The following is a 20,200-nucleotide window of genomic DNA, read 5'->3' as shown; positions in this document are numbered from 1 at the left end:
AGGACGGGTTTTCCCGTTGAAATCCACCGTCTCCTGGCGTCTCATGGCTGCCTCCCGCAGGTTCCCGTATTCGCCGGCGGGAGCGGCGCGTTAAGCTGCCGGGCCGCAAAACCAATCAATAGAGCCAATCAATACGGGAGGATGCCCAGCATGAGCGCGATTTCCACACCCCACGACGCCGGCGCGCCCCTGGTGCTGCGCGACGACCGCGAGGGGGTCGCCACGCTGACGCTGAACCGGCCGAAGGCACGCAACGCGCTCTCGGTCGGGCTGATGGCGGCGCTCCAGGACGCGCTGGAGGCGATCCACGACGACCGTTCCGTCCGCGCCGTGATCCTGACCGGGGCCGGGCCGGCCTTCTGCGCCGGACACGACCTGAAGGAGATGCGGGCGACGCCGACGCGCGATTCCTACGAGGCGCTGTTCGCCCAGTGCGCCAAGCTGATGCTGACGGTCAACCGCGTCCGCCAGCCGGTGATCGCCAAGGTCGCCGGCATCGCGACGGCCGCCGGCTGCCAGCTCGTCGCCACCTGCGACCTCGCCTATTGCGCCGACAGCGCGCGCTTCGCGACGCCGGGGGTGAACATCGGGCTGTTCTGCTCGACCCCGATGGTGGCGCTGACCCGCGCGGTCGGCCGCAAGGCGGCGATGGAGATGCTGCTGCTGGGCGACCTGATCGACGCCGATGAGGCCGAGCGCATCGGGCTGGTCAACCAGGCCGTGCCCGCCCACCAGCTCGACGAGGTGGTGGCCGCCGTCGCCGGCAAGATCGCGTCGAAGTCGCCGCTGACGCTCGCCGTCGGCAAGGAGGCCTTCTACCGCCAGATCGACCTCGACGTCGAGGCCGCCTACGCCTACGCCGCCAAGGTGATGACCGAGAACATGATGGCCGAGGACGCCGCCGAGGGCATCGACGCCTTCATCGGCAAGCGCGAGCCGGTGTGGTGCGGCCGATGAGCGGGGCGATGAGCGGACCCACGGGCGACCACGGCCACTACTCCGACGCCTTCCTGCGCGGCGTGCTGGACCGGGTGAAGAGCATCGCCATCGTCGGGGCCAGCGCCGATCCGGTGAAGGCCAGCTACTTCGTGACGAAGTACCTGCGCGACGCCGGCTACCACGTGATCCCGATCAACCCGAAGATGGCCGGGCAGAGCATCCTTGGCCTGCCCGTCCACGGCAGCCTCGCCGATCTGCCGGAACCGCCGGACATGGTCGACATCTTCCGCAACGCCACCGCCGCCGGGGGCGTCACCGACGAGGCCATCGCCGCCGGGGCCAAGGTGGTGTGGATGCAGCTGGGCGTCGTCAACGCGGAGGCCGCGGCGCGCGCCGAGGCCGCCGGCCTGACCGTGGTGATGAACCGCTGCCCGAAGATGGAAATCCAGCGCCTGTACGGGGAGATCGGCCGCATCGGCGTGAATTCCGGCGTGCTGGTGACGAAGAAGCAGCCGCTGAAGAAATCCTTCAAGAAACTGATCTGAGGAAACCGCCATGAGCGAACGCAAGAGCTTCGGCTTCGAGACCCGCGCCATCCACGCGGGCGCGGCGCCCGACCCGGCGACGGGCGCCCGGCAGACGCCGATCTACCAGACCACCAGCTTCGTCTTCGAGGACGTCGACGACGCCGCCTCGCTGTTCAACCTCCAGAAGGTCGGCTTCATCTACTCCCGCCTGACCAACCCGACGGTGGCGGTGCTGGAGGAGCGCCTGGCCAACCTGGAGGGCGGCGCCGGCGCGACCGCCACCGCGTCGGGCCATGCGGCGCAGCTGCTGGCGCTGTTCCCGCTGATGGCGCCGGGCGACGGGGTCGTCGCCTCGCAGAAGCTCTACGGCGGCTCGATCAACCAGATCGGCACCAGCTTCCCGCGCGCCTTCGGCTGGCAGCCGACCTTCGTCGACACCGACAACCCCGACAACGTCCGCGCCGCGATCACCGAAAAGACCAAGGCGGTCTTCGTCGAGAGCCTCGCCAACCCCGGCGGCGTCGTCACCGACATCGAGGCGATCGCGAAGATCGCCGACGAGGCCGGCATCCCGCTGATCGTCGACAACACGCTGGCCACCCCCTACCTGATCAACCCGATCCAATGGGGCGCCACCCTGGTCGTCCATTCGACCACCAAGTTCCTGTCGGGCAACGGCACCGCGGTCGGCGGCGTCGTGATCGACAGCGGCACCTTCGACTGGTCGAAGTCGGGCCGCTACCCGGCGCTCAGCGAGCCCGATCCCGGCTATCACGGCCTGCGCTTCCACGAGACCTTCGGGCATCTCGCCTTCACCATCCACGGCCACGCCGTCGGCCTGCGCGACCTGGGGCCGAGCCAGGCGCCGCAGAACGCCTTCCTCACCCTGAACGGCATCGAGACGCTGCCGCTGCGCATGCAGCGCCACGTCGAGAACGCCCGCAAGGTCGCGGAATTCCTGGAGGACCATCCGGCGGTCGGCTGGGTCAGCTACGCCGGGCTGCCCTCCTCCAAGTACCACGCGCTGGCGAAGAAATACCTGCCCAAGGGAGCCGGCGCCGTGCTGACCTTCGGGGTCAAGGGCGGCTACGCGGCCGGCGTCAAGCTGGTCGAGGGCGTCGAGCTGTTCAGCCACCTCGCCAACATCGGCGACAGCCGGTCGCTGATCATCCACCCCTCCTCGACCACCCACCGCCAGCTCTCGGCCGAGGGGCAGGCGACGGCCGGCGCCGGCCCGGACGTCATCCGCCTGTCGATCGGGCTGGAGAGCGTCGAGGACATCATCGCCGACCTCGACCAGGCGCTGACCAAGACGCTCGGGTAATCGGCCGGGATACCCGACCGGGGAGCTGGGGCGGCACCATCGCGCGACGGTGGTGCCGCCTCGCCATCCGGGTCTTTGGGACCGCCCATATAACCGACTGTCTAAGTCGGATTCCGGCTTCGTTTTCCGGAATTATCGGGAATAGCCTGTCGTCCTGCCGGATCGGGGGATCCGGACCGGAGAGAGGGGCTTCCCATGACCGCGCCGTCCATGACCGCATCGTCCATCACCGCATCGGCCGCCAGCTTCAGGGCCGCCTGCCTGTTCGCCATCGCCGGGATCGGCATGGGCATCGGCATGGCCGCCTCGCACGACCACACGCTGATGCCCGTCCACGCCCACATCAACCTGATGGGCTGGGTTTCGCTGTTCCTGTTCGGGATCTATTACCGGCTCCACCCCGCGCTGGAGACGAGGCGGCTGGCGCTGGCCCAGGTCGGGCTGTGGTCGCTGGGAACGGTGGTGCTGGTCGCCGCCGTGGCGGGCCTGCATCTCGGTTATCCGGCGTTCGAGCCGGTGGCGGCGCTCGCCTCGCTGGTGGTGCTGGCGGCCTTCGGCCTCTTCGCCGTTCTCGTCTTCCGGTCGGGCGGCCCGGCGCGCGCGCCGTCCCCGCTGATGACGCCGGCCGAATGAGGAACCGGCGTCACTCCGCCGCCGGCAACGGGGCCGGGACGGCGGCCTTCTCCTTGCGATCGTCGGGCAGCAGCAGGGCGGCGGCGAAGGCAAGCGCCGCCAGCAGCGACAGCGTCAGGTAGAGCATGGTGAACTCGCCCGTCCATTCATAGACATAGGCGACGAGTTGCACCGCCAGCGGGCCGGCGCCGAAGGACAGGATGTACTTCGCGCCGAAGGCCAGCCCACGGTGCTTGTCCGGCGTGTAGCGGGCCAGCAGCATGTTCTCGGCCGGAATCTGGGTCTGCGAGGCGATCACCGTCAGCGCGGCGGCGGCGACCAGCGGCAGGTCGGCCAGCACCGCCACCGCCGCCATCATCGGGATCTGGACCAGCAGGCACAGGGTGTAGACCCATTTCAGCGAATGGCGGTCGGCCAGCACGCCGCCGACCATCTGGGGCAGCGCCGCCACCAGATAGACCAGCGTCACCAGCCCGCCGACGCCCAGCGTGCCGCCGCCCAGCCAGTGGCCGAGCCGCGCCTCGAACAGCTTGGGCAGCACGACCTGCATGGCGTTGAAGATCAGCCCGGCGCAGACCATCGTCAGCGACAGCACGAAGAAGGCTCGCACCACGTCGCCGCGCGACGGCTTGGGCTGCGGCTTCACGTCGGCGTGGCGGTCCTTGACGACGCCCAGCGCCATCAGCCCGGCCAGCGCCACGCCGAAGGCGACGCAGACCGCCCCCGGCACCAGGAAGGCGGCGCGCCAACCGAAGGCCTGGGTCAGGCCGCCGGCGACCAGCGCCGCGGTGGCGACGCCGAAGGTGCCGAACAGGCCGAGCCAGCCCATCGCCTTGCCGCGATTCTCGGCGTTGGAGGTGATCCAGGCCATGCCGACCGGGTGGTAGATCGACGCCCCCAGCCCGAGCAGGGCCAGCGACCACAGCAGCATGGTCGGCCCGTCCGACAGGCCGCAGGCGATCGAGCCGGCGCCGGTCATCAGGAAGAACACCGCCATCATCCCGGCGGAACTCCAGCGGTCGCCCAGCCAGCCGGCGAGCGGCGCCCCGACCCCGATCAGGAAGGCGCCCAGCGTCCACAGCCGGATCAGCTCGTCGTAGGAGAGGTTCCACTCGGTCTCCAGCGCCAGCACCACGGTCAGGTACAGCGCCGCGACGATGTGCATCAGCGAATGGCCCACCCAGGCGAAGCCGACGGACAGCCGGGAGGAGGCGTCCATGGACGGCCTCGGGGATGGGTTGCTCATTGATCTCTCCGAGGATGGAAGTGTTCTGTCGGCAAACTATTCGTGGAAAAAGCTCGCACGCGCCGGTGGTCCCGGTCCAATGCGCGGCAATCATGGCCGACATGCAGCCCATGGTTCCAGCGTCCCCGTCAGGCCGTCTCCTGGCCCAGCCACGCCAGGAAGGCCGGGTTTCCGCGCCCCAGCTTCACCTCGACGACGCACGGCGTGTCGTAGCTGTGCAGGGCGCGCACCCGCTCGGCCAAGGGCTCGAACAGCTCGGCGCGGGTCTTGGCGATCAGCACCGCCTCGGCTGCCTCCTCGATGGCACCGTTCCAGCGGTAGACCGAGGTCATGCCGTCCAGCACGTTGGCGCAGGCGGCCAGGCGCTCCCCGACCAGGGCGCGGCCGATGCGCAGCGCCTCCTCCCGGGAGCCGGCGGTGACGTAGGCGAGAACGAACTCCATGGTGTGACGGCTCCCTTCCCGGTCCTTACTTCCCTGGCCCTATCCGTTTCGCGTAGGATGCCCCGACTTTGCCACAGGCCCCCCGGTGGCACGACCCCTGCCCATCCATCCTCACAAGGTTTCGAGGCGATCATGGCCGTGCCGCGCCGTTCCGGTTCCCACCGCAGCCCCAGCGACGTCCAGGCGGCGTGGCTCCGGCGGGGGCTCGCCCAGCCCGGCGGCAAGCTGCCGCTGTTCGACGAGCGCGGCCAGCGCGTCAAGAAGCCGACGGTGGACGCCTGCCTGAAGGCGGGCTGGGCTGAGCGCTGGTTCGACAACCCGCTGAAGCCCGACTGGCTGGTCTGCCGCCTGACCGACGCGGGGCGGACCGCCCTGGCCGGCGAAACCGAGGCCAAGGCCGACGCGGCGGTGGAGCGGGACGAGGAGGCGCGGCAGGGCGCGCTGATCTGACGCGCCGAAGGTCCGTGCCGCCGGGCCTCATTCCCTAAGCCCGTGCCGCCATCGGCCGTGCGGAGTCGCGCGCGCCGTCCCCCGCCTCGAACAGGCGCTCGACCTCGGCCCAGAGCTGGCGCGGCGTCACCGGCTTGTGGATCACCGGCACCTGATGGGCGGCGGCGTCGAGCAGGGCGTCCGCCCCGGTCTCCCCGGTCAGGATCACCGCCGGCAGGTCGGCGCCGTAGCGCTCGCGCACCCGGCGCACCACCTCGGTCCCCACCCGCCCCTCGCGCAGACGGTAATCGGCGATGAGGATGTCGGGCCGCTCGTTCTGCGCCGCCAGCCGTTCCATCGCCTGATCGGCGCTGTCGGCGGCCAACACCCGGTAGCCCCACTCCGTCAGCACCGTCCGCAGGCCGAGCAGCACCACCGCGTCGTCATCGACCAGCACCGCCAGCCGCCCCCGCCCGTCCGGCGCCGCGACCGGCGTCTCGGCGACCGCCGGCTTCGGTTCGGCCAACGGCACCAGCACGCGGAAGGCGGAACCCCGGCCATGCACCGAGCGCACCTCCACCGGATGGTCGAGCAGGTGCGACAGCCGCCGCACGATGGCGAGCCCGAGCCCGAGCCCCTGGGTGCGGTCGCGCTCCGGGTTGCCGACCTGGTGGAACTCCTCGAAGATGCGCTCCAGATGCTCGTCGGGGATGCCGATGCCGGTGTCCTGCACCTCGATGGCGAGACGGTCGCCCTCGACCCGGCAGCGGACCCGGATCATGCCGGCCTGGGTGTAGCGCAGCGCGTTGTCCACCAGATTGCGCACCAGCCGGGTCAGCAGGGTGCGGTCGCTGCGCACCGCGCGCTCGCCGCAGCCCTCGACCCGCCAGCCCAGCGCCTTCTCGGCGGCGAGCGGTGCGTAGGCGGCGTCGATGACGTCCATGATCTCCGACGATGGGAAACTCTCCAGCTCCGGCACGATCACCCCGGAATCGAGCCGCGACACGTCGAGCAGGCTGTCCAGCAGCCCCTTCAGCGCGTCGAGCCCCTGGTCCATCCGGTGCAGCAGCTCGCGCGCCCGGTCGTCGGCGATGTGGCGGGCCAGCGCGGCGGAGAAGAAGAACAGCGATTGCAGCGGCTGGCGCAGGTCGTGGCTGGCCGCCGCCAGGAATTTCGACTTGCCGAGGTTGGCGCGCTCGGCCTCCTCCTTGGCGGTGTGCAGCTCGGCCTCGATCACCTTGCGCTCGGAAATGTCCTCGACGATGGAGATGCGGTCGGGCTCCTCGCCGTCGGCGTTGGGCGACAGCGAGGAGGTCACCCGCACCCACACCGGCTCCCCGTTGGGGCGGAGATAGCGCTTCTCGATGGCGTAGCTGGGGATGACGCCGCTGGTCAGGTGGGTCAGCAGCACCTCCTCCCTCGCCCGGTCGGCCGGATCGGTGACGGCGGCGTCGGTCAGCTCCAGAAGCTCCTCGCGCTTGCAGCCGAGGATCGAGCAGAGCGTCGCGTTGACGTCGAGGTAGCGGCCGTCGCGGTCGAGCCGCTCGATGCCGACGGCGGCCAGCTCGAACACGGCGCGGAAACGGGCCTCGCTGCGCCGCCGCGCGGCCTCGGCCCGGCGCAGGTCGGTGACGTCCTGGAAGAAGACCGCCAGCCCCTTGCGCGAGGGAAAGGCGCGCACCGCGTACCACGCCTGCTTGGGCGGGTAGAAGGCCTCGAAGGACACCACCTCGGTGCCGGCCAGCGCCCGGCGGAAATTCATCGCGAAGACCGAATGGATCGAATCGGCGAAGGCGTCGCGCATGCGCCGCCCGGTCAGATCCTCGACGGCGCCGACCAGATCGCGGGCACGGTCGTTCATGAAGGTGATGCGCCAGGCGCGGTCGATCTCGAACACGCCGTCGGTCGTGCTGGACAGCACCGAGGCCGCCTTGTGGGCGAGCGCGTTGGCCTCCTTCTGGTCGCGGGCCTGCCGTTCCAGCGCCTCGGCCATCGAATCGAAGGCGCGGCCGAGCATGCCGACCTCCGAGCGCCCGTCGGCCAGGCCGGTGCGGGCCGACAGGTCGCCCTCGCTCCAGCGCCGCGCCGCCGCGATCAGGGCGTAGGCCGGCCGGCGCAGGAAGCGGTCGGCGCTCCACCAGGCGGCCAGCAGCGTCAGCAGCATCACCCCGCCGATCACCCCCAGCGCGCGCAGCATCGCCTGCTCGATGGGGGCGAGCACCGCCTGCCGGTCGACCGAGACGGCGACACCCAACCCTTCCAGCCCCTCGCCGAGCGGCACCGCGCCGACGATGCGCGGATGGCCGTCGAAGCCCCGCAGATCCAGGATCGCCGGCGCGCGCAGGTTCAGCAGCGAGTCGTAGCCGTTGGGCGGCAGATGGCGGCCGACCAGCCCCGGACGCTCCGGGAAGCGGGCGAGGATCGTTCCGTCGCGGTGGAACAGCAGCAGCGCGAAATTCTGCTCCAGCGGCCGGCCGGCCAAGGTGCGGGCCAGCCAGCCGAGATCGATCATGGCGCCGACCGCCCCGATGACGGTCCCCCCCATCTCGCGGATCGGCTCCGCCACCGGCAGCGCGCCCGGTGCCGTCGAACTCGACGCAGCGCGCTCGCCGGCCGGCGGCGGCACCAGTTCGCCAATGCTGAAGCGGTCGTGCCGGATGGCACCGTCGATGTCGGACCGGCCGGCCACCGGCAGCCCGACGGCCGCCGCCTCGGTGGCGCAGCGCACGACCCGTTCGGGACCGGAAATCTGGAGGCGCAGGTAGGGGGGAAGGCCGGGCCGCAGCTCCTCCAGGTAATTCTGGCAATCGCGCGGAGCGCCGTCGCGGACGACCGGGGTGTGGGCGATGGCGACCAGGAGCTGGCGCACCCCCGCCATCATCCGCTCCTGCTCGGCGGCGAAGAGATGGGCCAGACGCAGCACGGTCTGGCGTGCCTCGTCCTCGCGCGAGGCGCGGAGTTGCAGCTCGTTGTCGATTTCGATCACCGCCGCCGGGATCAGCGCGAGAAAGACGAGCAGCAGCAATCGATGAAGCAGGCTCATAGGGTTGGGAACCTTCGCGACGGTGCCGGCCTCCGGCTTGGCCGTCGGTCATGACAGCGGCGGTCCGTTTCAATCCTTAAACCGAACCGCCGTTAATATTAATGTTCTTTAACCATAACGCGGCATCCCGGTGCAAGCCTTTGAACCGGGCCTGTGCCGGTTGGACAGGCATCGCCAAATATCACGGAATATCAGTCTACAAAGCAATAAGGGCGCCAAAACGCGAAAGCCCCGGCGATCGACCGCCGGGGCTTTCGGGTGCCCGCTTGAACAAGTGGGCCAATCGCGGAAACCGCTGGTCATCCGGCCGGGGCGCAGGCGCCTCCGGGCCGGATGTCGGTGCGGTCACGGCCGGTCATCAGGCGGAACGGCCTTGACGCACGGCGTTGTGGATGTCGCCACGGGTCAGACCGACGTCGGCCAGTTCCATGTCGCTCATGTGGTTCAGCTCATACTCGGCGCGGTAAAGATCAGCGCGCTCCTTGACCCAATGAACAACCCGCTGAAAGAGCGAGAAGCGATTTGTTTCAGCGCCGAACAATTCGCCATGCGATGAAGGAAGCGAAGAATAGCTCATGATGGTCTCCTGTACGCGGTGCCTCGTTACAGGTGAATATTTGCATGCTGCGGGTGCGAAATCAATGAGAGGGCCTTTGCATGCTTCAGGCTCCAGCCCTGCGGAAATTCGATAGAACATTCGTGGGCAAATCAACGCGGCGCTTACCAAGCCGGAAAGCGGGCATGAAAAAGGGGCGCGCGGCTGTCGCCACGCGCCCCTGTTCCGATGGACTCGACGCCCCGGCGGAGACCGCCGGAGGGTCAGTTCACGCCCGGCTTGCGGTGCAGGTTGTGGTGCGCCTCAATGTAGCGGACGGTGCCCGACTTGGAGCGCATGATCACCGAGTGGGTGTAGGCGCCGCCGGGGAAGCGGCGGACGCCCTTCAGCATGGCGCCGTCGGTGACGCCGGTGGCGGCAAACATCACGTTGCCGCGCGCCAGCTCGTTCAGGCTGTACTTCTTGTTGAGGTCGGTCACACCCCACTTGGCGGCGCGGGCCTTCTCGTCGTCGTTGCGGAACAGCAGACGGCCCTGGAACTGGCCGCCGATGCAGCGCAGCGCGGCCGCCGCCAGAACGCCCTCCGGCGCGCCGCCGGAGCCGACATACATGTCGACGCCGGTGCCGGCCTGGCTGGTGGCGATGACGCCCGAGACGTCGCCGTCGTTGATCAGCATGATGCGGGCGCCGGCCTCGCGGACGCGGGCGATCAGCTCGGCGTGGCGCGGACGGTTCAGGATGCAGACCAGCAGCTCGGCGATCTCGGTGCCCTTGGCCTTGGCCAGCGCCTTGAGGTTGGTGGCCGGCGTCTCGTCGAGATCGACGAGGTTCTCCGGCAGGCCGGCGCCGACGGCGATCTTATCCATGTAGACGTCGGGGGCGTTCAGGAAGCCGCCCTCCTCGGCCATGGCGATGACGGCCAGCGAGTTCGGGCCGCCAGTGGCGCAGATGGTGGTGCCTTCCAGCGGGTCGAGCGCGATGTCCACCTTGGGACCGCGGCCGATGCCGGCGCCGACCTTCTCGCCGATGTAGAGCATCGGGGCCTCGTCGCGCTCGCCCTCGCCGATCACCACGGTGCCGTCGATGTAGAGCGTGTTCAAGGCCTGACGCATCGCGTCCACGGCGGCCTGGTCGGCGAGCTTCTCGTCGCCCCGGCCCATCAGCAGCGAGGCCGACAGGGCCGCCGCCTCGGTGACGCGGACGGCTTCGAGCGCCAGGTTCCGGTCCATGTTGGACAGATCGACATGCGTGGACATGGTGTGCTCCCCCCGACTCTTCGGTCGTATTCAGGCGGTCGTGTGGTTGTTCGGAACGGCTGCTTTTTTAATCAGAACTGTTCGATGCGGATCATGCGCGGCGGCTCGACCACGCTGTCCTGCGCGGCGATGGTGGCCAGGGCCTTCTGCATGGACGCCTCGTCGGTGTCGTGGGTGGTCAGGACCACCGGGACGGCTTCGCCCGGCGAGCGGCCGCGCTGCAGGAACTGCTCCATGGAGACGTTCTGGTCGCGCATCGCCGCGGCGATATCCGCTATCACACCGGGACGGTCCACCACCATCAGGCGGACGTAGTACGACCCCCGACGGGCCTCCATCGGCGACGGCGCGGCGGCCCCCAGCGCTTCGGCCGGAACGCCGAAGGTCGGGGTGGAGCGGCCGCGCGCGATGTCGATCAGGTCGGCGACGACGGCCGAGGCCGTCGGGCCGGCCCCGGCGCCGCGACCGACGAACAGCACGCGGTCGGCGAAGTCGGCCTGCGCCACCACGGCGTTGAACACCCCGTCGACCGAGGCGATCGGCGCCGACTTCGGCACCATGCAGGGATGCACGCGCTGCTCGACGCCCTTCCCGGTGCGCCGGGCGATGCCGAGCAGCTTGATGCGGAAGCCCAGCTGGTCGGCGTAGTCGAAATCGACCGCCGAGACGTGGCGGATGCCCTCGATGTGGACCGAGGCGAAATCGACCGGCGTGCCGAAGGCGACCGAGGCCAGCACCGCCAGCTTGTGGGCGGCGTCGACCCCGTCGATGTCGAAGCTGGGGTCGGCCTCGGCGTAGCCCAGCGCCTGCGCGTCGGCCAGCACGTCCGCGAAATCGCGGCCGGTGGTGCGCATCTCGGTCAGGATGTAGTTGCAGGTGCCGTTGAGGATGCCGTGGATCTCGGTCACCCGGTTGGCGGCCAGCCCCTCGCGCAGCCCCTTGATGATCGGGATGCCGCCGGCGACCGCCGCCTCGAAGGCGACGGTCAGGCCCTTGCCCTCGGCCTTCAGCGCGATCCCGGTGCCGTGGACGGCGAGCAGCGCCTTGTTGGCGGTGACGACGTGCTTGCCGGTCTCCAGCGCGGTGGCGACGGTGTCGCGCGCCGGGCCCTCGGAGCCGCCGATCAGCTCGACGACCAGCTCGGCCTCGGGATCGGCGGCGAGCGCCACCGGATCGTCGTACCAGCGCAGCGCCGACAGATCGACGCCGCGGTCCTTGCCCTTCGAGCGGGCGCTGACCGCGACCACCTCGATGCGGCGGCCGCAGCGCTGCTCGATCAGGTCGGCCTGGGTCTCCAGGAGCTTCAGGACACCGGCGCCGACCGTGCCGAGACCAGCCACCGCGATTTTCAGGGGCGCGATTTTCAGGGGAGCCGCTTTCGACATCAGGCTTTCGCTTTCTCGGATTCCAGAAGGGCGGCGCGGGCCGCCGGGTCCTTGCTCGCCGCCACGCCACCGGCGTTGGAGCGGAAGAACTCCTTGATGTTGCGGGTCGCCTGGCGGATGCGGTGGACGTTCTCCACCATCGCCAGACGGACATGGCCGTCGCCGTACTCGCCGAAGCCGATGCCGGGGGCGACCGCCACCTCGGCCTGCTGGAGCAGCAGCTTGGAGAATTCCAGCGAACCGAGATGGGCGAACTGCGGCGGGATCGGCGCCCAGGCGAACATCGAGGCGGCCGGGCTCGGCACCTCCCAGCCGGCGGCGGCCAGCCCCTCGATCATCACGTCGCGGCGCTGCTTGTACATGTCGCGCACCTGCTGCACGCAGTCCTGCGGGCCGTTGAGCGCGGCGGTCGCGGCGACCTGGATCGGCGTGAAGGCGCCGTAGTCCAGGTAGGACTTGATGCGGGCCAGCGCGGTGATCAGCGTCTTGTTGCCGCTCGCGAAGCCGATGCGCCAGCCGGCCATCGAGTAGGTCTTCGACATCGAGGTGAACTCGACGGCGATCTCGCGCGCCTCGGGGATCTCCAGGATCGAGGGCGGCGGGTTGCCGTCGAAGAAGATCTCGGCGTAGGCGAGGTCGGACAGGATGTAGATGCCGTGCTTGCGGCAGAACTCGACGATCGGGCGGTAGAAGTCGAGCCCGACCACCTCGGCCGTCGGATTCGACGGGTAGTTCAGCACCAGCGCCAGCGGCTTGGGCACGCTGTGGCGCACGGCGCGCTCCAGCATGACCATGAAGCTGTCGATGTCGGTCGAGGCGCCGTTCTCCATGCCCACCGGCAGGTGGCGCACCGAGGCGCCGGCCAGGATGAAGCCGAAGGGATGGATCGGGTAGCTCGGGTTCGGCACCAGGATGATGTCGCCCGGGCTGGTGATCGCCTGGGCGAGGTTGGCCAGCCCCTCCTTCGACCCGATGGTGACGATGGTCTCGGTTTCGGGGTCGATGTCGACGTTGAAGCGACGCTTGTAGTAGGCCGCGTGCGCCTTGCGCAGGCCGGGGATGCCGCGCGAGTTCGAGTAGCGGTGCGTCTTGGGATCGCGCACGGCCTCGACCAGCTTGTCGACGATGTGCTGCGGGGTCGCCTGGTCGGGGTTGCCCATGCCGAGGTCGATGATATCAGCGCCGTTAGCTCGGGCTCGGGCCTTCATGGCGTTCACTTCGGCGAACACGTAGGGCGGGAGGCGCTTGATGCGATGAAATTCGGCGTTGGACATGGGACGCTCCGGAAAATCGATCCGGTCGCGCCGTCAACCCTATGGATCCTGCGGACCGGGACACACCTTCTACCGCCGGGGCGCGGCGGATGCGAGGCAAATCTCGCGCGGCGGGCGGGCACGCCCGCCCCCGCGCCGCCATGCCCCCGCCTCGACCAGGAAAGGGGACCGCCGCCGGACGCCGGCGGGGCTCCGGCCCCCCTCCCCGACGGGCGCCGCGCCTCACCCGGCCGGCTGGTAGATCTCCCCGCCCGAGGCGCGGAACCTCTCCGACATCTCGGTCATGCCCGACTCCGCCGCGTCGCGGATCTCCTGGGTGATCTTCATCGAGCAGAATTTCGGCCCGCACATCGAGCAGAAATGCGCGGTCTTCGCCCCCTCCGCCGGCAGGGTCTCGTCGTGGTAGGCCATCGCCGTGTCGGGATCGAGCGCCAGCGCGAACTGGTCGCGCCAGCGGAAGGAGAAGCGCGCCCGCGACATGGCGTCGTCGCGCAGCCGGGCCGCCGGATGCCCCTTCGCCAGATCGGCGGCGTGGGCGGCGATCTTGTAGGCGATCACCCCGGCCTTCACGTCGTCGCGGTCGGGCAGGCCCAGATGCTCCTTCGGCGTGACGTAGCAGAGCATCGCCGTGCCGAACCAGCCGATCATCGCCGCCCCGATGGCGCTGGTGATGTGGTCGTAGCCGGGCGCGACGTCCGTCACCAACGGCCCCAGCGTGTAGAAGGGCGCCTCGCCGCAGAGTGCCAGCTGCTTGTCGACGTTGTGCTTGATCTTGTGCAGCGGCACATGGCCCGGCCCCTCGATCATCACCTGGACGTCGCGCGCCCAGGCGATCTTCGTCAGCTCGCCCAGCGTCTCCAGCTCGGCGAACTGGGCGGCGTCGTTGGCGTCCGCCTGGCAGCCCGGCCGCAGGCCGTCGCCCAGCGACAGCGCCACGTCGTAGGTCCGGCAGATCTCGACGATGTCGGCGAACCGCTCGTAAAGGAAATTCTCGCGGTGGTGCGACAGGCACCATTTGGCGATGATCGAGCCGCCGCGCGAGACGATCCCCGTCACCCGCTTCGCCGTCAGCGGAATGTGGGCGAGGCGCAGGCCGGCATGGATGGTGAAGTAATCCACCCCCTGCTCCGCCTGTTCGATCAGCGTGTCGCGGAACAGCTCCCAGGTCAGATCCTCGGCCTTGCCGCGCACCTTCTCCAGCGCCTGATAGATCGGCACGGTGCCGATGGGAACCGGGGCGTTGCGCAGGATCCATTCGCGGGTGCGGTGGATGTCGTCGCCGGTGGACAGATCCATCACGGTGTCGGCGCCCCAGCGGATCGCCCAGACCATCTTCTCCACCTCCTCCTCGATCGAGGAGGTCACCGCCGAGTTGCCGATGTTGGCGTTGATCTTGGTCAGGAAGTTGCGGCCGATGATCATCGGCTCCGATTCGGGGTGGTTGATGTTGGACGGGATGATGGCCCGACCGCGCGCCACCTCGTCGCGCACGAACTCCGGCGTCACCAGATCGGGGATCGACGCGCCGAAATCCTCGCCGTCGCGCGCCGTATCCATGGCCTGGGTGCGGCCGACATTCTCGCGGATGGCGATGTACTCCATCTCCGGCGTGACGAGGCCGGCGCGGGCGTAGGCCATCTGCGTCACCGCGACGCCGGGCTTGCCGCGCAGGGGCCCGCCCTCGGCCGGCTCGACGTCCCGGCGGGCGAGGATCCAGTCGCGGCGCAGCTTGGCCAGCCCGTCGCGCACGTCGATGGACGCCGCCTCGTCGGTGTAGGGGCCGGACGCGTCGTAGACGGTCAGCGGCGGCTCGCCGCCGCCCAGGCAAATCTCGCGCAGGGCGACACGCAGGTCGGGAAAGCGGCTGCCGGCGACGAAACGCTTGCGCGAGGCGGGCAAGGGGCCGGTCGAGAGGCGGACGGCGCTCTGGTCGAACGCCTTCGAACCGGCGGCACGGTTCGAATCGGTGGTCTGGGTGTCGAGGTCTTTTGGCACGGGGTTTCTCCGTCTTGGCGTTGGGCGGCGGACAAACCCGGGACAAGACGGAGGCGATGGATCGCGGACGGACCGATGCATCGGCCGGATGGGACCTTGGACGGCCCGGTCGCGTGTTCCCTCCCTTCGCCGGCATGACCCGGATCAGGTTCGAAGGGTCACCACGCTGCCGGATGCGCTGACGCGCCCGGCCGTTGGTATCTCAGCCCCCTGTCGGGACCCCCCTGGAATGCGCGCGATGATGCACGGATGCACGGCTGCCGTCAAAGGAAAGCAGGGCTGATTGTCAGCCTGCGGAATTAGCATGCTCCGCAACCTGGGGAGAGCGACCGGTCATGACGGATGAAGCGGTGAAGGGCGGACGGCCCACGGCCTCCCGACAGGAGGCGGCCCGCACCGGCCCGAATCCCACGGTCTACGCGCAGCTTGCCGGGATCGTCCTGTTCTGGGGCGCCAACTGGCCGCTGATGAAGCTGGCGCTGGTCGACATCGGCCCGCTCGCCTTCTGCGCCGTGCGGCTGATCGGAACCGCGCTCAGCGTCGCGGCGCTGGCGCCGGTCCTGCGCTTTCCCCTGCTGCCCCAGCGCGGGGAGCGGCTGATGATCGCGGTGATCGGCCTGTTGCAGGTCGGCGGCATGATGGGGCTGAGCAACATCGGGTTGCAGTTCGTCTCACCGGGCCGGGCGTCGGTGCTGGCCTACACCATGCAGATGTGGGCGCTGCCGCTCGGCCTGCTGCTGCTGGGCGAGCGGATCACCCGACGCCGCGCCGCGGCGGCGCTGCTGACCTTCGCCGGGGTGGTCGTCTTCTTCAACCCGGCGCTGGTAAATTGGAGCGACGACAACGCGCTGATCGGCAACGGCCTGCTGATCGGCTGCGCGGTCAGCTGGGCGCTCGGCGCCACGCTCTACCGCCGCCGGGTGTGGCGGACGCCCTTCTGGACCCAGACCTTCTGGCAGATCGCCGCCAGCGCGCTGGTGATGGTGCCGCTGGCGCTGTTCGCCGAATCGGGACACCCGGTCCACTGGTCGGGCTCGCTGCTGGCGGTCATCGCCTACAACTGCCTGATCGCCACCGGACTCTGCTACTGGTGGTGGGGCAAGGCGCTGTCGGTCATGCCGGCCAGCCAGGCCGGACAGATCGTCTGCCTGGTGCCGGTCACCGCGCTGCTGCTGAGCGCCGCCTTCTACAACGAGCCGCTGAACCTCGGCGTGCTGCTGAGCGTGGCGCTGATCGGCGGCGGCATCGTGCTGTCGGCGAGGGTCCGCTGAGTCCGGTGCGCTGACCGGAGGCCCCGGCCCGCGCTACAGCCAGCGGCGCAGCCGGACGAAGATCATCGGCAGCAGCGCCGACAGCAGCATCAGCAGCAGGGCCGACGGGTAGGCGGCCGGCTCGTCCATGTCCGGCATCGCCGCGAAATTCATGCCGCAGATGCTCGCCACCAGGGTCGGCGGGAACAGCAGCACGGTGATGATCGAGACGATCTTCACGATCTCGTTCTGCTCGACGTTGATGCGGCCGAGCGCGGTGTCGAGCAGCAGCGCCACCTTGCCGGCGAGGAAGCCGGCGTACTCGTCCAGCCCGGCGACGTCCTGGCGGGCGGTGCGCGCCCAGCGCCGGGTCGCCTTGCCGGCGTTCCAGCCCTCGTCGCGGCCCAGGAAGTCCATCATGCGGGTCAGGCTGGCGAGGCTGACGCGGGCCTTGCCGATCAGGTGGCCGGCGTGGCCGATGCGCTTGAGCGTCTGGGTGTCGTCCAGCGTCTCGCCGCGCGAGCGCAGCTTGCGCCCACGGAAGGCGCGGCGGTTGATGGCGTCCAGCTCGATCCCGGTACGGCGCAGGACGCCGGCGGTGCGGTCCACCATGCCCTCGACCAGCGCCGCCAGCACCGCCTCGCCCTTGGTGATGGGAAGCTCGGCGTGGCTGGCGCGGCGGCGGAAGGCCAGGAAGGGCTGCGGGTCGATGTGATGGATGGTGACCAGCCGCCGACCGGCCAGCACGAAGGTGACGACGGCGATGCGCGGCTCGTCGGTGTCGGCCCAGACCAGGGCGGTGACCGTCATCGACAGAATGCCGTTCGCCACGCGCAGGCGGCTCGACTCCTCGATCTCGGCCATCTGCTCGCGGGTCGGCAGCGGCGCGCCGATGAGCGCCTCGGCGCGGACCAGCTCGTCGGGGGTCGGATTCAGCAGGTCGAGCCAGACCGTGCTGGCCGGCACGGGGCCGGGGGCGCCGTCGGCCTCCTTGGCCCAGCGCAGGAGGCCGCCGTCGTTGACGAAGACGTGCAGCATGCGGCGGCTCCTTCTGGCGTGGCGGCTGTGGGAAGAGTCTTGCCGGGGCGCCAACGTGAGCCCTTCTCCCCTTGCGGGAGAGGGGCTTATGCCAGCCCCCATGAAAGGGCCGGGGTGTTTTGGGCTGACGTGGCTCTAGGTCACCCGCCCGCCACGCCGGGGCTTTGCCGGAGGCGCAGCGGGCTCCGCCTTGGGCGCATCCAGGTCGAGCGCCCCGCCCTCCTCCTTCAGCGCCTGCTCCAGCCTGCGGCGGAAGGCTCCGCCGTCGTCCCGGCCATCCAGGAAGTGACCGACCGCCTGCCGGGCGCTGTCGCTGTCGTAGGGGACCTTGCCGAACACCGCCAGCTTGGCGCGCTCCACCAGCTTGGGGTCCATCTTTTCCCGGATGGCCCTGATCTGGCGGAGCAGTTCCTTGCGCGGATCGGACATGGCGGACCGTCTCCCTTTCCCGTCGAACGCCGTCCCTCGCTATATGGGGCGTCAGGCCTTGCCGATCAGGGTGCCGGCGCCGCCCTCGGTGAAGATCTCCAGCAGCAGGGCGTGCGGCACCCGGCCGTCGAGGATCACCGCCGCGTCGACGCCCTGCTCGACGGCGCCGATGCAGGTCTCGATCTTCGGGATCATGCCGCCCGAGGCGGTGCCGTCGGCGATCGCCGCCTGCGCCGTCTCCAGCGACATCCTCTCGATGAGGGTCTTGTTCTTGTCGAGCACGCCGGCGACGTCGGTCAGCAGGAAGAAGCGCGTCGCCTTCACCGCCGCGGCGACGGCGCCCGCCGCCGTGTCGGCGTTGATGTTGTAGGTGTCGCCCTTCTCGTCGAAGCCGACCGGCGCGATCACCGGGATGATGTCCGACTTGGCCAGCGCGTTCAGGATCTCCGGGTTGACCTTGTGCGGCTCGCCGACGAAGCCCAGGTCCAGCACGCTCTCGATGTTGCTGTCGGGGTCGCGCTGCACGCGCTCCAGCCGGCGGGCGGTGATCAGGTTGCTGTCCTTGCCCGACAGGCCGACGGCGCGGCCGCCGGCGCTGTTGATGGCGGCGACGATCTGCTTGTTGATCGAGCCGGCCAGCACCATCTCGACCACCTCGACCGTCTCCTTGTCGGTGACGCGCAGGCCGTCGATGAAGCTCGACTTGATCTTCAGGCGGTCGAGCATCTGGCCGATCTGCGGGCCGCCGCCATGGACGACCACCGGGTTGATGCCGACCTGCTTCATCAGCACGATGTCCTGGGCGAACAGCGCGGCAAGGCTGGCGTCGCCCATGGCGTGGCCGCCGTATTTGATGACGAAGGTGCTTCCGGCGTAGCGGCGCATGTAGGGCAGCGCTTCGGACAGGGTGCGGGCCTTGGCGAGCCACTCGTCACGGGTCGTGTTCTGCACGGGATGTGCCCTTCGTCGGGATGGACTGTGGCGCTTCTTTAACGGAAAGCGGACGCCGTTGCCTAGGGGGCTTTTGCGGGGCTTCCATGGCGGGGTTTCCATGGCCGTCCCGCATCCGGAACCTTACGGATGGACCGGCGGTTGAGGGCGCGCGACACGCCCGCCCCCGCCGAAAAGCCGCGGGCCAGCCAGGACCCGCTGACCGTTCAGAACATGCGCAAGCCGTTCCGACGGGCCTCGCCGCGCCGGCCCAGCCGTTCGACCAGCCGCACCGACGGTTGGGTCAGCGCGGTGACCACCACCGCCATCAGCACCATCGCCGAGAAGCAGGCGGGCGACAGCAGCCCGGCCTCCAGGAGGATGGTCAGGACGATGACCTCCATCAGCCCCTTGCAGGACATCAGGGCGCCGAGCCGCAGCGAATCGACCCAGCCCTCGCCGGTCAGCCGGGCGGGGATGGCGGTGCCCGCCAGCTTGCCGGCCAGGGTGGCGACGCTCGCCAGCCCGAACACCGCCCACTGCGCCGGATCGGCGAGGTTGAGCGTCACCTTCAGCCCGGTCAGGGTGAAGAAGAAGGGCAGCAGCACCAGGTTGGCGAAGGGATCCAGCCGCTCCAGGATCGCGGCGGCGACACGCCGGGGCATCGCGGTGCCGGCGACGAAGGCGCCCAGGATGTAGTGCAGCCCGATCAGCTCGGTGACCGCCGCCGAGGCGATCAGCGCCGTGCAGGTGACGACCAACGCCGTGTCGCCGATCTCGCCGTTCGGCGCCGCCCGCTCGAACAGCCGGGCCAGCAGCGGGCGGGCGACCAGTACGGTCACGCCGATGTAGGCGGCGCCGAGCAGCGTCACCCGGACGACGGACCCGGCCCCGTCCGCCGAGGCCCAGGCCAGCGCGGCGGTGACGAACAGCCAAAGAAGCGCATCGTTGACCGCGGCGTAGCCGAGCGCCAGCCGCCCCACCCGGTCGCCCAGAAGCCCCATCTCGCGCAGGATGGCGCCGAGCACCGGCAGGGCGGTGACGCCGATGCAGATGCCGAAGCCGGCGGCGAACAGGCCGGGGGTGGCGCGCGGCCCCGCCATGCCGGGGAAGGCGGTGGCCAGCCACCAGCCCAACCCGGCGCCGAGCACGCTCGGCACCGCCATGCTCGACAGCGACACCGTGGCGAAGGCCCGCCCGCGCCCGCGGAACTCGGCGGGGTCGAGGTGCAGTCCGGTGAGGAACGCGAAGAAGACGACCGCCAGCAGCGACAGGCCGGACAGCGAGGCCAGGGCGGACGGGGCGAACAGCGTGCCCCACAGCTCCGGCGCCAGACGCCCGAACAGCGAGGGGCCGAGCGCGATCCCGAACAGGATCTGGATCACCACCATCGGCGCGACGTGGCGCGCCCCGGCCAGCCGCCAGAGCAGAAAGGGCCCGGCGATCAGCAGGAGCGCCTGGAGGAGGAAGAGCAGCGCCGGGGTCAGGACGATGCTCACGACC

Annotated in this window: 18 protein-coding genes and 1 riboswitch; of the genes, 6 read left to right on the top strand and 12 right to left on the bottom strand. The window is 69.9% G+C overall.

Annotation, left to right across the window (positions count from 1 at the left end; translation table 11 throughout):
- The first annotated feature begins 150 nt into the window (after positions 1-150).
- The 4 genes from JN22_RS22355 to JN22_RS22340 all read left to right on the top strand — a co-directional run bounded on the left by JN22_RS22355 (position 151) and on the right by JN22_RS22340 (position 3,423).
- Positions 151-957 (top strand): enoyl-CoA hydratase, encoded by an 807-nt coding sequence (locus tag JN22_RS22355; protein ID WP_085556010.1) that lies wholly within the window; start codon positions 151-153, stop codon positions 955-957.
- Positions 958-965: 8 nt separating this feature from the next.
- Positions 966-1,484 (top strand): CoA-binding protein, encoded by a 519-nt coding sequence (locus tag JN22_RS22350; protein WP_143268380.1) that lies wholly within the window; start codon positions 966-968, stop codon positions 1,482-1,484.
- A 10-nt stretch (positions 1,485-1,494) separates the two neighbouring features.
- Positions 1,495-2,790, top strand: coding sequence for an O-acetylhomoserine aminocarboxypropyltransferase (locus tag JN22_RS22345; RefSeq protein ID WP_085556009.1), 1,296 nt, complete (start codon positions 1,495-1,497; stop codon positions 2,788-2,790).
- Between the two features lie 195 nt (positions 2,791-2,985).
- Positions 2,986-3,423, top strand: a complete 438-nt coding sequence (locus JN22_RS22340; protein ID WP_211099681.1) for a hypothetical protein — start codon at positions 2,986-2,988, stop codon at positions 3,421-3,423.
- A 10-nt stretch (positions 3,424-3,433) separates the two neighbouring features.
- Here JN22_RS22340 and JN22_RS22335 read toward each other — a convergent pair whose 3' ends face one another.
- Both JN22_RS22335 and cutA read right to left on the bottom strand, forming a co-directional pair.
- Entirely contained in the window at positions 3,434-4,642 is a 1,209-nt protein-coding gene (locus tag JN22_RS22335; RefSeq protein WP_223677842.1) for an MFS transporter, read from the bottom strand.
- 155 nt (positions 4,643-4,797) lie between these two features.
- Positions 4,798-5,112 (bottom strand): divalent-cation tolerance protein CutA, encoded by a 315-nt coding sequence (gene cutA, locus JN22_RS22330; RefSeq protein ID WP_085556007.1) that lies wholly within the window; start codon positions 5,110-5,112, stop codon positions 4,798-4,800.
- A gap of 132 nt (positions 5,113-5,244) precedes the next feature.
- On the opposite strand from cutA, the gene JN22_RS22325 reads away from it, so the two are divergent.
- On the top strand, positions 5,245-5,562 hold the full coding sequence (locus JN22_RS22325; RefSeq protein WP_085556006.1) for a hypothetical protein: 318 nt from the start codon (positions 5,245-5,247) through the stop codon (positions 5,560-5,562).
- 34 nt (positions 5,563-5,596) lie between these two features.
- Here JN22_RS22325 and JN22_RS22320 read toward each other — a convergent pair whose 3' ends face one another.
- The 6 genes from JN22_RS22320 to thiC all read right to left on the bottom strand — a co-directional run bounded on the left by JN22_RS22320 (position 5,597) and on the right by thiC (position 14,954).
- The gene (locus JN22_RS22320; RefSeq protein ID WP_085556005.1) at positions 5,597-8,584 is read right to left on the bottom strand and encodes an ATP-binding protein; all 2,988 of its coding nucleotides are present in this window, start codon (positions 8,582-8,584) and stop codon (positions 5,597-5,599) included.
- Positions 8,585-8,942: 358 nt separating this feature from the next.
- Positions 8,943-9,161, bottom strand: coding sequence for a DUF1127 domain-containing protein (locus tag JN22_RS22315; RefSeq protein WP_179166206.1), 219 nt, complete (start codon positions 9,159-9,161; stop codon positions 8,943-8,945).
- Between the two features lie 242 nt (positions 9,162-9,403).
- Positions 9,404-10,369: a class II fructose-bisphosphatase gene (glpX, locus tag JN22_RS22310; RefSeq protein ID WP_085557293.1), complete on the bottom strand. Its 966-nt coding sequence runs from the start codon at positions 10,367-10,369 to the stop codon at positions 9,404-9,406.
- 98 nt (positions 10,370-10,467) lie between these two features.
- Complete coding sequence (locus JN22_RS22305) at positions 10,468-11,781, bottom strand: homoserine dehydrogenase (RefSeq protein WP_085556003.1); 1,314 nt, start codon at positions 11,779-11,781, stop codon at positions 10,468-10,470.
- On the bottom strand, positions 11,781-13,055 hold the full coding sequence (locus JN22_RS22300; RefSeq protein ID WP_085556002.1) for an LL-diaminopimelate aminotransferase: 1,275 nt from the start codon (positions 13,053-13,055) through the stop codon (positions 11,781-11,783). Before JN22_RS22300 ends, JN22_RS22305 begins: the two co-directional genes overlap by 1 nt.
- A gap of 222 nt (positions 13,056-13,277) precedes the next feature.
- Positions 13,278-14,954: a phosphomethylpyrimidine synthase ThiC gene (thiC, locus tag JN22_RS22295; RefSeq protein ID WP_223677948.1), complete on the bottom strand. Its 1,677-nt coding sequence runs from the start codon at positions 14,952-14,954 to the stop codon at positions 13,278-13,280.
- A 200-nt stretch (positions 14,955-15,154) separates the two neighbouring features.
- Positions 15,155-15,286, bottom strand: a riboswitch (TPP riboswitch).
- A 99-nt stretch (positions 15,287-15,385) separates the two neighbouring features.
- On the opposite strand from thiC, the gene JN22_RS22290 reads away from it, so the two are divergent.
- Complete coding sequence (locus JN22_RS22290) at positions 15,386-16,321, top strand: DMT family transporter (RefSeq protein WP_085556000.1); 936 nt, start codon at positions 15,386-15,388, stop codon at positions 16,319-16,321.
- A 33-nt stretch (positions 16,322-16,354) separates the two neighbouring features.
- On the opposite strand, the gene JN22_RS22285 is transcribed toward JN22_RS22290, so the two are convergent.
- The 4 genes from JN22_RS22285 to JN22_RS22270 all read right to left on the bottom strand — a co-directional run bounded on the left by JN22_RS22285 (position 16,355) and on the right by JN22_RS22270 (position 20,196).
- Complete coding sequence (locus tag JN22_RS22285) at positions 16,355-17,338, bottom strand: CorA family divalent cation transporter (protein WP_085555999.1); 984 nt, start codon at positions 17,336-17,338, stop codon at positions 16,355-16,357.
- A 135-nt stretch (positions 17,339-17,473) separates the two neighbouring features.
- On the bottom strand, positions 17,474-17,767 hold the full coding sequence (locus tag JN22_RS22280) for a hypothetical protein (RefSeq protein WP_085555998.1): 294 nt from the start codon (positions 17,765-17,767) through the stop codon (positions 17,474-17,476).
- A gap of 51 nt (positions 17,768-17,818) precedes the next feature.
- On the bottom strand, positions 17,819-18,718 hold the full coding sequence (gene argB / locus JN22_RS22275; RefSeq protein WP_085555997.1) for an acetylglutamate kinase: 900 nt from the start codon (positions 18,716-18,718) through the stop codon (positions 17,819-17,821).
- Positions 18,719-18,924: 206 nt separating this feature from the next.
- Complete coding sequence (locus JN22_RS22270) at positions 18,925-20,196, bottom strand: cation:proton antiporter domain-containing protein (protein ID WP_143268379.1); 1,272 nt, start codon at positions 20,194-20,196, stop codon at positions 18,925-18,927.
- Positions 20,197-20,200 lie beyond the last annotated feature (4 nt).

This window comes from Azospirillum agricola (assembly GCF_020005195.1).
Classification (GTDB): Bacteria; Pseudomonadota; Alphaproteobacteria; order Azospirillales; family Azospirillaceae; genus Azospirillum; species Azospirillum agricola.
The sequence above is the reverse complement of the archived record's forward strand: the minus strand, read 5'-3'. Positions and strand labels throughout refer to the sequence as shown.